We start from the raw sequence: 17,833 nt of genomic DNA on the forward strand, positions 1-17,833 counted from the left end.
CGGCTCAGAGGCCGTAGCGCTCCCTTGCCTCCTTGACGGCGGACGCCGGTACCTCGCCGCGGCGGGCGAGCTGGGCCAGCGCGGCCACCACGATCGACTGGGCGTCGACACCGAAGTGGCGGCGGGCGCCCTCACGGGTGTCGGACAGACCGAAGCCGTCCGTACCGAGCGAGGTGTAGTCCTGCTCGACCCACTGGCTGATCTGGTCCGGGACCTGACGCATCCAGTCGGAGACGGCCAGCACCGGGCCCTGGGCGCCTTCCAGCGCGCGGGTGACGTACGGGGTGCGGACCTCGCCGCGCAGCAGCGCCTCGTCGCACTCCAGCGCCTCGCGCCGCAGCTCGCCCCAGGAGGTGGCGGACCAGACGTCGGCGGCCACGTTCCACTCGGCGGCGAGCAGCTTCTGCGCCTCCAGGATCCAGTGGATCGCGGTACCCGAGGCCATCAGCTGGACCTTGGGGGCGTCGGCCGCCGGGGCCGCCTCCGCCAGGTCGGCCGCCGTGTTGAAGCGGTACAGACCCTTGAGGATGCCTTCCTCGACGCCCTCGGGCATCGCGGGCTGCACCTTCGGCTCGTTGTAGACCGTCAGGTAGTAGAAGACGTCTTCCGGCGTCTCGCCGTACATCCGGCGCAGACCGTCCTTGACGATCACCGCGATCTCGTACGCGAAGGCCGGGTCGTAGTTGAGCGACGCCGGGTTCGTGGACGCGATCAGGTGCGAGTGGCCGTCCGCGTGCTGGAGGCCCTCACCGGTCAGCGTGGTGCGGCCGGCGGTGGCGCCGACGATGAAGCCCTTGCCGAGCTGGTCGGCGAGCTGCCACATCTGGTCGGCGGTGCGCTGCCAGCCGAACATCGAGTAGAAGATGTAGAACGGGATCATCGGCTCGCCGTGCGTCGCGTACGACGTGCAGGCGGCGATGAAGTCGGCCATGGCGCCGGCCTCGGTGATCCCCTCGTTGAGGATCTGGCCGTCCTTGGCTTCCTTGTAGTACATCAGCTGGTCGCGGTCGACCGGCTCGTACGTCTGGCCCAGCGGCGAGTAGATGCCGGCCGACGGGAAGAGGGACTCCATACCGAAGGTGCGGGCCTCGTCGGGGACGATCGGCACCCAGCGCTTGCCGGTCTCCTTGTCCCGCATCAGGTCCTTGACGAGGCGGACGAAGGCCATGGTGGTGGCCATCTCCTGCTTGCCGGAACCCTTGAGCAGCGGGGCGAAGGAACGGTCCGCGGGGGCGGGCAGGGCGACCTGCTTGACCTTGCGGGCCGGGGCGGGGCCGCCGAGCGCCGCGCGGCGCTCGTTCAGGTACCGGACCTCGGGGCTGTTCGCGCCCGGGTGGCCGTACGGGACCTGGCCGTCGGCGAAGGCGCTGTCCGGGATCGGGAGGTCGAGCTTGTCGCGCATGCTCTTGAACTCGTCGATCGTCAGCTTCTTCATCTGGTGGTTCGCGTTCTTCGACTCGAACCCGGCGCCCAGCGTGTAGCCCTTGACGGTCTGCGCGAGGATGACCGTCGGCGCGCCCTTGTGCTCCAGGGCGGCCTTGTACGCGGCGTAGACCTTGCGGGGCTCGTGGCCGCCGCGGGAGCTGTGGAAGCACTCGGCGATCTTCGCGTCGGAGAGCAGGCCGCCCAGCTGCACGAGGTCGGCGTTGGCGCCGAAGAAGTGCTGGCGGATGTAGGCCACGTCGCGGGTCGCGTACGTCTGGAACTGTGCGTCCGGTACCTCGCGCAGGCGGCGTACGAGGGCGCCCGTGGTGTCGAGCTGGAAGAGCTCGTCCCAGGCGGAGCCCCACAGCGACTTGATGACGTTCCAGCCGGCGCCGCGGAACTGGGCCTCCAGCTCCTGGACCACGCGGAAGTTGGCGCGGACCGGACCGTCGAGGCGCTGCAGGTTGCAGTTGATGACGAAGGTCAGGTTGTCGAGCTGCTCGCGGGAGGCGAGGGCGAGGGCGGCGGTCGACTCGGGCTCGTCCATCTCGCCGTCGCCCAGGAAGGCCCAGACGTGCGAGTTCGCGGTGTCCTTGATGCTCCGGTTCTGCAGGTAGCGGTTGAAGCGCGCCTGGTAGATCGCGGAGAGCGGGCCGAGGCCCATGGACACCGTCGGGAACTCCCACAGCCACGGCAGGCGCCGCGGGTGCGGGTAGGACGGCAGGCCGTTGCCGCCGGACTCCTGGCGGAAGTTGTCGAGCTGCTGCTCGGAGATCCGGCCGTCGAGGAAGGCACGGGCGTAGATGCCGGGGGAGGCGTGGCCCTGGATGTAGAGCTGGTCGCCCGATCCGTCGGCCTCCTTCCCGCGGAAGAAGTGCTGGAAGCCGGTCTCGTAGAGCCACGCGGCGGAGGCGAAGGTGGCGATGTGGCCGCCGACGCCGTACTTGGAGCCGCGGGTCACCATGGCGGCCGCGTTCCAGCGGTTCCATGCGGTGATCCTGGCTTCCATCTCCTCGTCACCGGGGAACTCGGGCTCCGCGGCGGTCGGGATGGTGTTGACGTAGTCCGTCTCCAGCAGCTTGGGCAGGGCGAGGCCGGCGGCCTCGGCGTGCTGGAGCGTGCGGCGGAGCAGGTATTCGGCGCGGCGCGTACCGGCGGCCTGTGCGACGGCGTCGAGAGAGGCCGCCCATTCGGCGGTCTCCTCGGTGTCGCGGTCCGGGAGCTGGTCGAGCTCGCTCGGAAGCTTTCCTACGGGGTCGGACATTGCTGTGCGCCGCCTTCCGGACAAAGGAGAGGTGGTGAAAAAATCCCTGACGGGCAGGACAGGGGTGGTGGACCTGGTTGAGGTCCGCGACGACTGTAAATCGCTGATCGATGATCGATCAAATGAAAGTGACGAAGAAACGTCCATCCGGCGAAAGTCGGCACCGCGTGCCAGCGAAAAAGGCACGCGGTGCCGGTCAAACCGGGACAAGATGGCGGGGTCCGGCGCGGTCGGGTGCGGTCAGGACGCGGTCGGGCGCGGTCAGGCGCGCGGGGCGCACCCCAGAACATGCCGCTTCACGAGCACGCCGATGTCCGGATCCTGGCTCCGGAACGCCTCGACGAGAGCCGCGTGCTCCTCCGCGTACGACTTCTGGACGGTCCCCAGCCAGCGGATGGACAGGGCCGTGAAGACCTCGATCCCCAGGCTCTCCCAGGTGTGCAGCAGCACGCTGTTCCCGGCGGCCCGCACCATCTCCCGGTGGAACCCGACGGTGTGCCGCACCTGCGCGGTCCCGTCCTCGGTCCGGTCGGCCTCCCACAGCGCCGCCACGTGCGGCTCCAGCGCCGAACAGTCCGTTGCCAGCCGCGGGGCGGCCAGCTCGGCCGCGATCTGCTCCAGGCCGGCCCGGACCGGGTAGATCTCCTCCAGATCGGCCGCGGACAGGTTCCGTACGCGCACGCCCTTGTTCGGCGCCGACTCGATCAGCCGCAGCGTCTCCAGCTCGCGCAGGGCCTCCCGCACGGGCGTCTGGCTGACCTCCAGCTCCACCGCGATCCGCCGCTCGACGATCCGCTCGCCGGGCTTCCAGCGCCCGCTGACGATCCCCTCCACGATGTGCTCGCGGATCTGCTCGCGCAGCGAGTGCACGACGGGTGGGGTGATCATCGGGGCTTCATCTCCTGTAGGGGCATGTATCGCTTCGATGCGTAGACAATACGGCCGAGCAGCCCTGAGCGAGGTGTTCCGGGGCGGGGACCCCGGGTGAGGCTGGTTACAAGCGCTGCGGGCGGGGGCGGTCAGCCGGCCAGCAGACTCTGGAGGAGGGCGCCCAGGGCCGCGGCGTGCCGGGGGTGCCGGCCGATGAGAGCGGCGATCTCGGACATGACCCGGTCGCGCTCCCCGGGCCCGGCGGGGGGCCAGGTGGTGGGGGGATCGGTGGGGGTGTCGGTCAGGGCGACGGCCAGCGCGTTGTAGGCGGTGCCGGTGAACTCGCCGTGATGGACGCAGAGTTCCAGCAGGGCGGACGCCTGGAGGAGCTCGGGCGCGACTTCGGGAGCGGCCAGGAGCTCCTCGATCCGGCGGCGCAGGTCGGACCGGTCGGCCACGTACGCGTAGGCAGTGGGGATCCCGTCCGCGCGGGCGAGGCTGACCAGGGCCACGTGGACCAGCGATCGAGGCGATTCCGACTGGGAGCCGAGGAGGATGCGGGCCTGCTCCTGGAGGAGTTCTGCCTGGTGGTCGGTGAGGTAGGACTGGGACTCCGCCCAGTTCGGCAGGCCCATCCAGGCATGCAGCAGCTCTCCGGTCAGGTACGGGCGGAAGGCCGTGCAGGCATCGGCTTCCTCGGCCACGCGGAGGATCTGCAGATGTACCTCGGCGCTCTCTGTCGCGAGGGCGAGCTCCCTCAGGGCCGACACCGTCATGTCCGATCGCAACGTGTCGGCGTGTGCGTGCCAGAAGTCCTGGGAGTGGGCCCAGGTGGGGCAGCTGATCCACTGGGTGGCGAGGTCGAGCGCGGCCTGGGTGAGGGCCAGCCAGGGCGGGGGCTCGGTGCCGGTCTCTTCGCGCCAGAGGGCTGCCACCTGGGATGCGTGCGCCGTGTCGGCCCGGTGGTGGTACGCCCGCAGTCGCAGCCTGGCCTCGAAGGCCGCCGGGTCGGGGGTTCCGGGAACCTGCTGTGGATGGGACAGAGCGATGAGGCTGCGAATGCCGAGGTTCGTATCGATGCCTGTGAGCTCGACCTGTGCGCGCTGGACGCCGAGGCTCCGGGATGCCTGCGGATAGGCGCGGAGCAGTTCCTCCGCTGCGGAATAGGCAGCAACGGCTTCATGGGGCGGGGCAAGTCTGGCCAGGTTGTTGAGGGTCAGCGTCAGGTTGGACCGGTAGGCGGCGGGATGCTGCCCGGCGAGGCTGAGATAGAGGTCTGTGGCTTCGGTGATGTTGCTGAGCGCGCTGCGCGGGTCCCCGCTCTTGACCTGGTACTTGGCGAGGTTGTTGAGGGAGGAGGCGAGGTCGGGCCGGTAGGCGGCGGGATTGTCGGCGGCGAGGGTGCGGTAGAGGTCGGTGGCCTCGGTGATGGTGCTGAGCGCGCTGCTCAGGTCCCCGGCGCCGCCCTGCCGGAGGCTGAGGTTGTTGAGGGACATCGCGAGTCTCGGCAGGTGGGCGGTCGGGTGCTGCGTGGCGAGGGTGCGGTAGAGGTCTGTGGCTTCGGTGATGTTGCTGAGCGCGTTGCTCAGGTCCCCCTTTTCGGCCTGGCAGTTGGCGAGGTTGTTGAGGGAGGTGGCGAGGTCGGGTCGGTAGGCGGCGGGGTTGTCGGCGGCGAGGGTGCGTCGGATGGTGACGGCTTCGGTGATGGTGGTGAGTGCGCTGTTCAGGTCTCCGGTCTGGGCCTGGCGAATGGCGAGGTTGTTGAGGGAGGTGGCGAGCTCGGGCCGGTAGGCGGCGGGGTTGTCCATTGCGAGGGTGCGGTAGAGGTCGGCGCCTTCGGTGATGGTGGTGAGTGCGCTGTTCAGGTCTCCGGTCTCGGCCTGGCGGTTGCCGAGGTTGTTGAGGGACATCGCGAGGCTGGGCCGGTAGGCGGCGGGGTTGTCGGCGGCGAGGGTGCGGTGGATGGTGACGGCTTCGGTGATGGTGGTGAGTGCGCCGTTCAGGTCTCCGGTCTCGGCCTGGCGGTTGCCGAGGTTGTTGAGGGACATCGCGACGCTGGGCCGGTAGGCGGCGGGGTTGTCGGCGGCGAGGGTGCGGTAGAGGTCGGTGGCTTCGGTGATGGTGGTGAGTGCGCCGTTCAGGTCTCCGGCTTCGGCCTGGCAGTTGGCGAGGTTGTTGAGGGAGGTGGCGAGGTTGGACCGGTGGGCGGTGGGGTTGTCCATTGCGAGGGTGCGGTAGAGGTCGGTGGCTTCGGTGATGGTGGTGAGTGCGCCGTTCAGGTCTCCGGCTTCGGCCTGGCAGTTGGCGAGGTTGTTGAGGGAGGTGGCGAGGTTGGACCGGTGGGCGCTGGGGTTGTCGGCGGCGAGGGCGCGGTACAGCTCCGTGGCTTCGGTGATGGTGGTGAGTGCGCCGCTCCGGTCTCCTGTTTTGGCCTGGCAGGTGGCGAGGTTGTTGAGCGCACCGGCGAGGTTGGACCGGTGGGCGGCGGGGTTGTCGGCGGCGAGGGTGCGGTGGATGGTGACGGCTTCTTCGATGGTGGTGAGTGCGCTGTTCCGGTCTCCGATTTCGGCCTGGCGGATGGCGAGGTTGTTGAGGGACATCGCGAGGCTGGGCCGGTAGGCGGCGGGGTTGTCGGCGGCGAGGGTGCGTCGAATGGTGACGGCTTCGGTGATGGTGGTGAGTGAGCTGTTCAGGTCTCCGGTTTCGGCCTGGCGGATGGCGAGATTGTTGAGTACACCGGCGAGGTTGGACCTGTGGGCGGCGGGGTTGTCGGCGGCGAGGGTGCGGTAGAGGTCGGTGGCTTCGGTGATGGTGGTGAGTGCGCTGTTCAGGTCTCCGGCTTCGGCTTGCCGGTCGGCGAGGTTGTTGAGGGACGTCGCGAGGCTGGGCCGGTAGGCGGCGGGTTTGTCGGCGGCGAGGGTGCGGTACAGCTCCGTGGCTTCCTGCGACGAGCTGAGTGCCGCCTCCCGCAGACTGCCGGCGCGCAGCACAACCGCCATCCTGCTCAGTGCCGCAGCGAGATCGGGCCGGAACACATCGGCCCGAGCCTTGACGAGCTCACGAATCAGGTCGATCCCCTGCTCTCCGGCCATGGGCGCATGGGCGGACAAACCCCATCGGACGTAAGGGTTCGCGTTCTCGATCACCGCGGCGTCGTCGGTCTGAGTACGCAGGAGATCGATCAGCGCCCGGACCACGCGATAGGCCGGATCGGCCGGTTCGCTCCGCCGCACCAGGTGAACGATGAACTCCCGGTGGTACAGCCGGTAGACCGCCTGTACACCGTCGGTGTCCTCGACCACATACCGGCCGTACTCGTTGAGCAGCCAGTCCACGTCCTCCGGGCCGTACGTGACCCCGTCCGTGCTGAGGGCCGAGGCCACCGCCTCCCACACTCCCTGGGCCGGCAAGCCGTTCCCCTGGCTCCAGGCGAGTGCGGTCAGCAGGTCCTCGGCCGCACGCGGCAGGAGCTCTCCGCCCCGCTCACGTTTCGGCCCGTCCCGCAGGTCCTCCCTGAAGGCGGTGCTGATGGACGACGGAACGACCTCCACCCAATCCCAATCCTCGCCCTGCGAGGCGGCGAGACGCCTGATCACGGAGTCCGTCGCCATCTTGGCGAAGAGGAATCCGCCGGTGTGGGGAGCCGCGCGTCCCGCGATGCCCCGGGCGACCGTCGCGGCGTCCTCCGCAGGCAGGTCCCGGGACACCAGCCGCTGCTGGACGTACTCCTGGATGTCGTTCCGGGTGTTGTTCTCCTGGTTCAGGTCCACCGCCCGGGCCCGGACGTCCAGCAGGCGGCTCACCGCGCGGTCCAGTGGCTCCCGCAGTTCCCCCTCCGGGCGGAACGGGCGGTCCCGGGAGCCGAGCAGGACGGATGCCAGTCGGCTCAGCGGTGCCAGGAGCTGCTCGACGATCGGGTGGGCCTGGTCCGGGGCCGCCTCGTCCAGGCCGTCCAGGACCAGCACCAGGTGCGGGGGCGCGCCGGGCCAGCCCTGTTCCACCTCGGCGATCAGTGCGGCCGGGGTCTGCGGCGGGTCCAGGTTCAGCCTGCGGGCTATGGCCTCCGCCAGCTGCTGCACGGTGAAGCCCCGCAGGTGCAGGGAGACGTGCACCGATCCCACACCCGGGTCGGGGTCGTCCTCCTCGAGCGGCCGGTACGCCATGATGCTCGCCCGGTGCTCCCGGTCCGACAGCGTCGCGATCCGCCCGAGCACCGCCGATTTGCCGCTGCCCGCGCTCCCCGTCACCAGGAACAGCCCGGGCTCCCGGGCCGCCAGCCACTCCACGATGGCCCCCAGCACGCCGCGCCGGCCGCTGAAGAACCAGCCCTCGTCCGTCGGGGAGGCCCCACGGGCCGCCTGGACCAGGTGCTCCACCAGCTCCGGCTCCGGAGCGGCCCGGCGGAGCGGATTGGCGAACATCGGCAGGTCCAGGCCGGTCATGGCCTCGAGTGGACGCTGGCCGAGGTCCTCGGGCCACTGGGCGAGGAGCGTCTTGACGACCGTGCTCCCGCTGATCAGCTCGTTGCGGCGGCTCCACTCGTGGCGGTACGTGTCCGGCTGCGGCCCTTCACGCAGCAGCCGGCCGAAGGACTCCAGGAGGACGCCGTCGGCCTCGGCCTCCTCCTGGGGGCGGCAGCCGGCCAGCACGCCCAGCCACGCCGACCGGCCCGGGGGGAGGTTCTTCGCGGACAGTTTGGTCAGTGCCTTCTTCAGGGACTCGCCGACCCCCGCGCCCGCATGGCAGGTGTCGATGAGCAGTAACACCTGGTCCGCCCTGCTCAGCAGGGCCGTCGCCGTCAGCTCGTTGGCCGAGAACGTCTCACCCTCGTACTCCGGGTTCTCGGTGTCGCCCAGCATGAGCCGCAGTTCCCCGTCGTCCAGCTTCCCGTGCCCGGACCACACCACGACGGCGGGTCCGTGGCGCCCGCCGCGCCCCCAGTCCACCGCCCAGTCCCGCACGGGCTCACGGACGGCCTTCCAACCGGGGTCGGTCAGCATCCTCGCCGTGTAGCCGTGCCCCTCCAGCAGCTCGCACAGCTCCCGCATCTGCTCGGTCGCCCCGGTCAGCCGCCGGAGGCCGGACTTCTCGTACTGCTCGACCACGATCCCGAGGGCGGTGCCCCGGATTCCCCCGGAGGTCTCACTCACCGGCTTCTCCCACCACCGTCAGCGCCGTCACCGTCGTCTCCGGCCGCGCGGTCACCCGTACGGACAGCCGGTACGCGCCGGGATCGGGTGCCGGGAAGGTCGTGGTGTAGCGGCCCTCGCCGAGGGGGCGCAGCGTCCGCGGGATCGGCTCCGTCCCGTCGGTCGGTCGGAGTTCCGCCGTGAGGTGGAGCGAGTCGTGGTCGGGGATCTCCGCGGGGATCGTCACCGCGACCTCGTACGGGTCGCCCGGGGCGGGGAGGGAGGGGGCCAGGACGCTCAGCGGGACGTCGTCGTCCTCGCCCCGGCGGAAGGGCCGCTCGTGGCCCAGCAGGCCGGACAGGGCGTCCCGTACTCCCTTGTTGTTCTGGAGGGAGCCGTGCTGCTCGCACGGGGTGTGGGACTCCGGTACCGCGTAGTCGGTGTTGTCGGTGTTCGTGGGGCGGGCCGACAGCCGCGGGACCGTACCGTCGCCCCGTTCGTCGTTCCCGTCGATCAGCCAGAGCGGGGTCAGGGTGTCGCCCGAGAGCTCCGCGGTGGTGAGCGTCGGCTGGCTGATGCCGGTGATGGCGTGCAGTGGCACCGTCGTGGGCCGCTCGGCCCCGGCCCCGCGCAGGTCCGCGTGGAAGGCGGCTGCGTCCGCCAGCAGGGTGGGGTCGACGCCGGGCAGGCCCGGCAGGTCACGGGCGTGCGCGAGGCCCCCGGGACCCGTCACGCAGGCGTAGTCGGGAGCCAGCTGGTGCAGGGAGGGCAGGCTGCGGGCGAAGGCGCTCAGGTCGACGCCGAGCGGGCCCCAGCCCTTGCGGAGGCCGTTGACCAGGTGGACCAGGGCGTCCAGGGATCCGCGGTGCGGGGTGCCCATGGTGATCACGCGGCGGGTGATTTCGTGGCCGCCGAGGAGCTCCACGTAGTGGCGGGCGATCAGACCGCCCATCGAGTGGCAGACGAAGACCACCCGGGCGTCGCGGCGCTCGGGCGCCGAGTCCTGCCAGCGGCCCAGCGAGCGGGCGACGGTCTTGCGCAGGCGCTCCGCGTTGTAGCGGCAGGACAGCCGCCAGTCGTACGGGAAGGGGACGAGGTTCTCCCCGAGGGTCAGGCTGAAGGAGCGCTCCAGCCGGCCCAGCAGGTCGGTGTAGCCGTCGATCGGCTGCCAGATGCCGGGGAGGGCGTGCACGTCGGGCATGAGGCCGACGGGAACCACTCCGTCGCCGGGATGGTCGTCGCCGATGTCGTTCGGGAGGCGCAGGTTCTTCACCGAGCCGCCGAAGGTGCGCAAGCCCCTGCCCAGTGCGCCGCCCGACAGGTCCCAGACCGGTTTGCCGTCGGCGTTCGCCAGTCTGCTGCCCATGATGCCCGGCAGTACCACCACAAGATCGATCACCCGTGCGCGTGACATGCGTGCCCCCGCCGACTCGTTGCTGGACCAGTCAGCGTATGACGACGGCGCCCCCTCCCGGAGGGTGTTCCGGGAGGGGGCGCCGTATCGAGTGGCTGCCGCAGGGCGTGAGCCTTACAGGCCGAGTTCGACCTCGAACTCGCCGGCCTCGAGGATCGCCTTGACGGCCGAGAGGTACCGGGCCGCGTCCGCGCCGTCCACCAGGCGGTGGTCGTAGGACAGGGTCAGGTACGTCATGTCGCGGATGCCGATGTTCGTGCCCTCGGCGGTCTCGATGACCACCGGGCGCTTCACCGTGGCACCGATGCCCAGGATGGCGACCTGGTTCGGCGGCACGATGACCGTGTCGAACAGCGCACCGCGCGAGCCGGTGTTGCTGATGGTGAAGGTCGCGCCCGACAGCTCGTCCGGCGTGATCTTGTTGCCGCGGACCTTGGAGGCGAGGTCGGCGGTCGCCTTGGAGATGCCCGCCAGGTTGAGGTCACCGGCACCCTTGATGACCGGGGTCATCAGGCCCTTCTCGGAGTCCACGGCGATGCCGATGTTCTCCGAGTCGAAGTAGGTGATGGTGCCCTCGTCCTCGTTGATCCGGGCGTTGACGACCGCGTGGGCCTTCAGCGCCTGGGCGGCGGCCTTGACGAAGAACGGCATCGGCGAGAGCTTGACGCCCTCACGGGCCAGGAACGCGCCCTTGGCCTTCTCGCGCAGCTTCATGATCTTGGTGATGTCCACCTCGACCACGGAGCTGAGCTGAGCCTGCGAGTGCAGGGCCTTCATCATGTTGTCGCCGATGACCTTGCGCATGCGGGTCATCTTGACCGTCTGACCGCGCAGCTCGGACACCGCGGCGGCCGGGGCCTTCGCGGCGGGAGCGGCAGCGGCCGGGGCGGCGGCAGCGGCCTTGGCGGCCTCGGCGGCGGCCAGGACGTCCTGCTTGCGGATACGGCCACCGACACCGGTGCCCGAGACCGTGGACAGGTTGACGCCGGACTCCGAGGCGAGCTTGCGCACCAGCGGGGTCACGTACGCGGCCTCGTCACCGGCGGACGCCGGAGCGGCGGCCGGAGCCGGGGCGGCGGGGGTGACCGGAGCCGGAGCGGCCACCGGGGCGGCGGCCTGGACCGGAGCCGGGGCGGCGACCGGAGCGGCCGGAGCCGGAGCGGCCGGGGCAGCCGGGGCGGCCGGGGCAGCCGGGGCGGCCGGAGCAGCCGGGGCAGCCGGAGCCGGAGCGGCGACCGGAGCCGGAGCGGCAGCCGGAGCGGCCTCGGGGGCCGGGGCGGCAGCCGGAGCCGGGGCGGCCGGAGCGGCACCGGCAACGCCGATGACGGCCAGACGGGCGCCGACCTCGGCGGTCTCGTCCTCGCCGACGAGGATCTCCAGCAGGGTGCCGGAGACCGGCGCGGGGATCTCGGTGTCGACCTTGTCCGTGGAGACCTCGAGCAGCGGCTCGTCGGCCTCGATGGACTCGCCGACCTGCTTCAGCCAGCGGGTGACGGTGCCCTCGGTGACGGACTCGCCCAGGGCGGGGAGCACGACATCGGTACCGGCGGCAGCCGGAGCAGCGGCGGCCGGAGCGGCAGCGGGAGCCTCGGCGGCGGGAGCCGGGGCCGCGGGGGCCTCGGCAACCGGAGCCGGAGCGGCCGCGGGGGCCTCGGCGGCGGCCGGCTCGGCGGCCGGAGCCGCAGCAGCGGCCGGAGCGCCGGAGCCGTCGTCGATGACGGCCAGCTCGGCGCCGACCTCGACGGTCTCGTCCTCGGCGACCTTGATGGAGGCCAGGATGCCCGACACGGGGGAGGGGATCTCGGTGTCGACCTTGTCGGTCGAGACCTCGAGCAGCGGCTCGTCGGCCTCGACGCGCTCGCCCTCGGCCTTCAGCCAGCGGGTGACAGTGCCCTCGGTGACGCTCTCACCGAGCGCCGGAAGGGTTACGGAAACCGACATGGTTTCAGTTGCTCCTAACGAAAGTGCGGAAGTGGTCGTCGCGCCCGTGACGAATTAGTCGTGGGAGTGAAGCGGCTTGCCGGCGAGGGCCAGGTGGGCCTCGCCCATCGCTTCGTTCTGGGTCGGGTGCGCGTGGATGAGCTGCGCGACCTCGGCCGGCAGAGCTTCCCAGTTGTAGATCAGCTGGGCCTCGCCGACCTGCTCGCCCATCCGGTCACCGACCATGTGGACGCCGACCACGGCACCGTCCTTGACCTGGACGAGCTTGATCTCGCCCGCGGTCTTGAGGATCTTGCTCTTGCCGTTGCCCGCCAGGTTGTACTTCAGGGCCACGACCTTGTCCGCGCCGTAGATCTCCTTGGCCTTGGCCTCGGTGATGCCGACGGAAGCGACCTCGGGGTGGCAGTAGGTGACGCGCGGGACACCGTCGTAGTCGATCGGGACGGCCTTGAGACCGGCCAGACGCTCCGCAACCAGGATGCCCTCGGCGAAGCCGACGTGCGCGAGCTGGAGGGTCGGGACGAGGTCACCGACGGCCGAGACGGTCGGCACGTTGGTCTGCATGTACTCGTCGACCAGGACGTAGCCGCGGTCCATCGCGACGCCCTGCTCCTCGTAGCCCAGGCCCTGGGAGACGGGGCCACGGCCCACGGCGACCAGCAGCACCTCGGCCTCGAAGGTCTTGCCGTCGACCAGCGTCACGCGGACGCCGTTCTCGGTGTACTCGGCCTTGTCGAAGAAGGTGCCCAGGTTGAACTTGATGCCGCGCTTGCGGAACGCGCGCTCCAGCAGCTTCGAGCTGTTCTCGTCCTCGACCGGCACGAGGTGCTTGAGGCCCTCGATGACGGTGATGTCGGAGCCGAAGGACTTCCACGCCGAGGCGAACTCGACGCCGATGACGCCGCCGCCCAGGACGATCGCCGACTCGGGGACGCGGTCCAGGACCAGCGCGTGGTCCGAGGAGATGATGCGGTTGCCGTCGATGTTCAGGCCCGGCAGCGACTTCGGCACGGAGCCGGTCGCCAGCAGGATGTGGCGGCCCTGGATGCGCCGGCCGTTCACGTCGACGGAAGTCGGGGAGGAGAGGCGGCCCTCTCCCTCGATGTAGGTCACCTTGCGGGAGGCGACCAGGCCCTGCAGACCCTTGTACAGGCCCGAGATGACCTCGTCCTTGTACTTGTGGACACCCGCGATGTCGATCCCCTCGAAGGAGGTCTTGACACCGAACTGGGCGGCCTCACGAGCCTGGTCCGCGATCTCGCCCGCGTGCAGCAGAGCCTTCGTGGGGATGCAGCCGTTGTGCAGGCAGGTGCCGCCGAGCTTGTTCTTCTCGATCAGGGCAACGTCCAGACCCAGCTGGGATGCGCGCAGCGCCGCGGCGTAACCGCCACTGCCACCGCCGAGGATCACTAGGTCGAAAACGGTGCTGGCGTCGTTCGCCACGTCACGTCCTCCATGCATGTGCGCCGGGCACCGGTCCTCTGTGACCGGGCGGCGGCTGGTAATCGGCCGCTTGTTTCTTCGGCCCTGTGGTGGGGGCCCTGTCCTGCCGAGAACCCATCTTCGCATTTGTCGGGGGAACACGGGACGCCGGGCCCACGATGTGATCGGGCGATCTGCCCGGACCGACGGTTACCGTTGCGTAGGTATCTCCGTAGGTACCTACGGAGATACCTACCGATTCCTTGAGGTTTCGTCGTGAGACGGACGCGGAGCGGCCCGCCCGGGTGCCCGGGCGGGCGCCGGACGTGACGCACCCCGGGCCCCGACCCGGGCCCGGGGTGCGTCACGTCACATCACGCGCGTCGTTCACGCGGCATCACACGCGGTGGTCAGCCGAGGTCGCCCGTGGCCGTGCGCTCGGCCAGCCGCACCAGGGTGCGCACGGCCGAGCCGGTGCCGCCCTTGGGGGTGTAGCCGTGCGGCGCGCCCTCGTGGAAGGCCGGGCCGGCGATGTCGAGGTGGGCCCAGGTGATGCCCTCGCCGACGAACTCCTGCAGGAAGAGGCCGGCCACCAGGCCGCCGCCCATGCGGACACCCATGTTCGCGATGTCGGCGGTGGGGGAGTCCATGGTCTTGCGCAGCTCGGCGGGGAGCGGCATCGGCCAGGAGGACTCGCCGACCTCCTCGGCGATCTCGTGGATCGACGTACGGAAGGCGTCGTCGTTCGCCATGATGCCGAAGGTGCGGTCGCCGAGGGCGAGCACCATCGCGCCGGTCAGGGTGGCGACGTCGACGATCGCGTCCGGGTTGTCCTCGGAGGCCTTGGTCAGAGCGTCACCGAGGACCAGACGGCCCTCGGCGTCCGTGTTGAGGACCTCGACGGTCTTGCCGCTGTACATGCGCAGCACGTCACCGGGCTTGGTGGCGGAGCCCGACGGCATGTTCTCGGCGAGCGCCAGCCAGCCGGTGACGTTGACGCGCAGGCCCAGCTTCGCGGCCGCGACCACGGAGGCGAAGACGGCGGCGGCGCCGGCCATGTCGCACTTCATCGTCTCGTTGTGGCCGGCCGGCTTGAGGGAGATGCCGCCCGAGTCGTAGGTGATGCCCTTGCCGACGAAGGCCAGGGTCTTCTCCGCCTTCGGGTGCGTGTACGTGAGCTTCACCAGGCGCGGCAGGTTCTCGGAGCCCTTGCCGACGCCCATGATGCCGCCGTAGCCGCCCTTGACCAGGGCCTTCTCGTCCAGCACCTGGACCTTGATGCCGTTCTCCTTCGCGGCCGCGGAGGCGACCGCGGCGAAGGCCTCGGGGGTCAGGTCGTTCGGCGGGGTGTTCACCAGGTCACGGGCGACGTTGACCTCGGCCGCCACGACCGCGGCGCGCTCGACCGCGGCCTTGTGCTCCTTGTCGCGGGGCTTGGCGCCCAGCAGGGCCACCTCGGCGAGGGGGGCCTTCGGGGCCGCGCCCTTGGCCTCCTTGCGGGCCTTGTTCTCGCCGCCCTGGTAGGCGGTGAAGGCGTACGCGCCCAGCAGCGCGCCCTCGGCGACGGCGGTGACGGCGGAGGCGTCCTCCAGCGGGAGGGCGAAGGCGGCCTTCTTGCTGCCGTGCAGCGCGCGGGCGGCGGCGCCGGCGGCGCGGCGCAGCACCTCCTCGTCGAACGACTCGTCCTTCTCGGGGACGGAGCCCAGCCCGACCGCCAGCACGACCGGGACCTTCAGGCCCGCCGGAGCCGGCAGCTTGGTGACCTCGCCTTCGGCGCCCGAGGCGCCGAGTGCGTCGAGGACACCGGCGAGCTTGCCGTCGAACGCCTTGTCCACGGCCTCGGCGCCCGCGGCGACGATCGGTCCCTTGGGGCCCTTCGCCACGCCGACCACGAGGGCGTCGGCGCGGAGCGTCGCCGCGCCGGCAGTGCTGAGAGTCAGAGCAGTCACGGTGGTGAAGTCTCGCTTCCGTTTGTGTGTGTGGGCCGAGTGGGTGGACGGCCATCCGTAGCGATCGTATTCGGGCCCGACGGCCGCCAGAAATGAGCCTACGCGTACGCGCTCGTCCGTACGTCACTCGAAGGTTTGGCAAGTTGTTCGATCAAGAGGCCATCAGGTTCACCCATCTGTGGACTCTGCTCCAGGTTTGCCTCGTAGACCTGACGAGGTCCGAGAGACTCGGTCCACTCTCGCAAGGGGACGCGGGGTTCCTTTGCATGATTTCCACAGAGCCTCCCGGGCCCGGCTGTCCGCCAAGGGCCGAGTCGAGGGACGCCTGCGGGGGGAAAGGCCGAAATGGTCAAGAAGAATCGGATGAACAGGGTCGCCGCGATGATGGCGGCAGCCGCCCTGGTATCCGTGGCAGTACCCGCCGCGACCGCCACGGCGGCCGTGACGCCGCGCATCGACCTGAAGGTGCTGGTCGTCGACGACGGCGGCAGCTCGGTCGAGGCGATCACCGCGGAACTCCGCGACACGGGGGTGCCGTACACCCGCGTCCAGCTGGGCAGCAGCGGCCGCCCGGTCATCAACGCGGGCTTCCTCAGCGACACCGTGGACGGCCGTCCGCGCGCCAAGTACCAGGGTGTCGTCCTGCCGAACGAGAACCCCTTCGGCGAGGGATCGGCCGAGATGGCCGCGCTCGCCGCCTACGAGACGACGTACGGGATCCGCCAGGTCGACGCCTACACCTGGGCCCACCCGGGCGTCGGGCTGGAATACACCGACAACGGCGGCTTCAGCGGCCAGCTCGACGGCACCCAGGCCGCCGTCACCACCGCCGGCAAGGCCGGCCCCTTCGGCTACCTCGGCGGCCAGGTCACCTTCGAGGACAACTCGGCCCTGGTCCCCGAGAGCTACGGCTTCATGGGCAAGCCGCGCCCCGGCTACACCAGCTACGTCGACGCGCCCGTCGGCTCCGGCCGGGCCTCCCTCGTCGGCGAGTACACCCACGACGGCCGCAGCGAACTCGTCGTCACCTTCGGCTACAACCAGTACCAGCAGCAGTTCCGGCTGCTCGCCCGCGGCATCGTCGACTGGCTGACCCAGGGGGTGCACCTCGGCCAGAGCCGCAACTACTTCGCCGTCCACGTCGACGACGTCTTCGCCCCCGACGCCCGCTGGAACAAGGACCTGAACTGCACGCCGGGCGACTACGCCTGCGCGGGCGGCGAGGGCAAGGAGAGCACCATCCGGATGTCCGCCGCCGACGCCGTGTACGCGGCGCAGTGGCAGACGTCCAAGAGCTTCAAGCTCGACATGCTCTTCAACGGCGGCGCCGGGGAGGAGTGGAAGGCCGAGAACGGCGGCGTCGACGCGCTGACCGCCCAGCTCGTCGCCGACCGCGCCAAGTACCGCTGGATGAACCACACCTACACCCACCCGTTCCTCGGCTGCGTCCAGAACACCGCGGTCACCCCCTGGACCTGCACCAAGAACGCCCAGGGCGTGATCCAGTACATGAGCCGCGCCGAGATCTCCGCCCAGATCCGCGACAACAACAACTGGGCCGCCACCAAGGGCATCACCACCGACCGGACCGAGCTGGTCACCGGCGAGCACTCCGGCCTCAAGACGGCCCCGCAGCAGCCCGTCGACAACCCCAACCTGGCCGGCGCCCTCGCCGACAACGGGGTCAAGTGGGCCGGCAGCGACAACTCCCGCGAACCGGCGCAGCGCGCGATCGGCTCCACCCTCACGGTCCCCCGGCATCCGATGAACGTGTACTACAACACGGGCACCAACGCCGAGATGGCCGACGAGTACAACTGGATCTACACCAGCCGCGCCCACGGCGGCAGCGGCATCTGCGAGGACAACCCGGGGACCTCCACCTGCCTGCCGGCCCCGCTGGACGTCAACACCGGCTACCTCAACAACATCGTCCCGGCCGAGGCCCGCACCGCCCTGCGCCACGTCCTGGCCAACGACCCGCGCCCGCACTACGTCCACCAGTCCAACCTCGCCGAGGACCGCACCCTCTACCCCGTGCTCAACCAGGTCCTCGACACCTACCGGACCCTGTACGCCCCGAGCGCGCCGATCGTCAACCAGAGCATGAAGGACACCGGCGTCGAGTTCCAGCGCCGCGCCGCCTGGGACAAGGCGCTCGCGGACGGCAAGGTCACCGCCTACCGCATCGGCAACGACGTCACCATCAAGGCGCCCTCGGGGGTCGTCGCCCCGGTGACCGCCCCCACCGGCACCAAGAAGCAGATGCTGCTCGGCACCGCCGACTTCGGCACCGCGTACGCCGGTACCCGCTCCGCCTGGGCCGGTCCGGAGCTGCTCCAGAGCGCCGTCACGCTCAAGCTGCCCGCCTGACCGTCCCGCAAGCCACCACGAGTACCACCTAGCGCCGGCGCACCGC

8 protein-coding genes are annotated in these 17,833 nt (G+C 70.5%); 1 reads left to right on the top strand and 7 read right to left on the bottom strand.

The features are described from left to right. Positions 1-4: 4 nt before the first annotated feature. From aceE to OG373_RS27665, 7 genes are all read right to left on the bottom strand, one after another. On the bottom strand, positions 5-2,689 hold the full coding sequence (gene aceE, locus OG373_RS27635) for a pyruvate dehydrogenase (acetyl-transferring), homodimeric type (protein ID WP_405441010.1): 2,685 nt from the start codon (positions 2,687-2,689) through the stop codon (positions 5-7). 261 nt (positions 2,690-2,950) lie between these two features. Continuing rightward, complete coding sequence (locus OG373_RS27640) at positions 2,951-3,574, bottom strand: GntR family transcriptional regulator (RefSeq protein ID WP_030389064.1); 624 nt, start codon at positions 3,572-3,574, stop codon at positions 2,951-2,953. Positions 3,575-3,708: 134 nt separating this feature from the next. Then, a complete protein-coding gene (locus tag OG373_RS27645) occupies positions 3,709-8,709 on the bottom strand; it encodes an AAA family ATPase (RefSeq protein ID WP_405441012.1) in 5,001 nt (1,666 codons plus the stop codon). Continuing rightward, positions 8,702-10,102 carry a lipase/acyltransferase domain-containing protein gene (locus OG373_RS27650; RefSeq protein WP_405441013.1) on the bottom strand — a complete coding sequence of 467 codons (1,401 nt, stop codon included), beginning with the start codon at positions 10,100-10,102 and terminating at the stop codon, positions 8,702-8,704. The genes OG373_RS27645 and OG373_RS27650 overlap by 8 nt, the downstream gene beginning before the upstream one ends. Positions 10,103-10,216: 114 nt before the next feature. Beyond that, the gene (sucB, locus tag OG373_RS27655) at positions 10,217-12,043 is read right to left on the bottom strand and encodes a 2-oxoglutarate dehydrogenase, E2 component, dihydrolipoamide succinyltransferase (protein WP_405441014.1); all 1,827 of its coding nucleotides are present in this window, start codon (positions 12,041-12,043) and stop codon (positions 10,217-10,219) included. 54 nt (positions 12,044-12,097) lie between these two features. Further along, positions 12,098-13,486 (bottom strand): dihydrolipoyl dehydrogenase, encoded by a 1,389-nt coding sequence (gene lpdA, locus OG373_RS27660; protein WP_030772210.1) that lies wholly within the window; start codon positions 13,484-13,486, stop codon positions 12,098-12,100. Between the two features lie 389 nt (positions 13,487-13,875). After that, a complete protein-coding gene (locus OG373_RS27665; protein WP_405441015.1) occupies positions 13,876-15,414 on the bottom strand; it encodes a leucyl aminopeptidase in 1,539 nt (512 codons plus the stop codon). 345 nt (positions 15,415-15,759) lie between these two features. On the opposite strand from OG373_RS27665, the gene OG373_RS27670 reads away from it, so the two are divergent. Continuing rightward, positions 15,760-17,787 (top strand): hypothetical protein, encoded by a 2,028-nt coding sequence (locus OG373_RS27670; protein WP_405441016.1) that lies wholly within the window; start codon positions 15,760-15,762, stop codon positions 17,785-17,787. The last annotated feature ends 46 nt before the right edge of the window (positions 17,788-17,833 follow it).

It is taken from the genome of Streptomyces avidinii (genome assembly GCF_045161815.1).
Lineage (GTDB): Bacteria > Actinomycetota > Actinomycetes > Streptomycetales > Streptomycetaceae > Streptomyces > Streptomyces avidinii.

Coding starts and splice junctions, on each gene's coding strand:
- aceE (WP_405441010.1), bottom strand. CDS start 2,689: ATGTCCGACCCCGTAGGAAAGCTTCCGAGCGAGCTCGACCAGCTCCCG.
- OG373_RS27650 (WP_405441013.1), bottom strand. CDS start 10,102: ATGTCACGCGCACGGGTGATCGATCTTGTGGTGGTACTGCCGGGCATC.
- sucB (WP_405441014.1), bottom strand. CDS start 12,043: ATGTCGGTTTCCGTAACCCTTCCGGCGCTCGGTGAGAGCGTCACCGAG.
- OG373_RS27670 (WP_405441016.1), top strand. CDS start 15,760: ATGGTCAAGAAGAATCGGATGAACAGGGTCGCCGCGATGATGGCGGCA.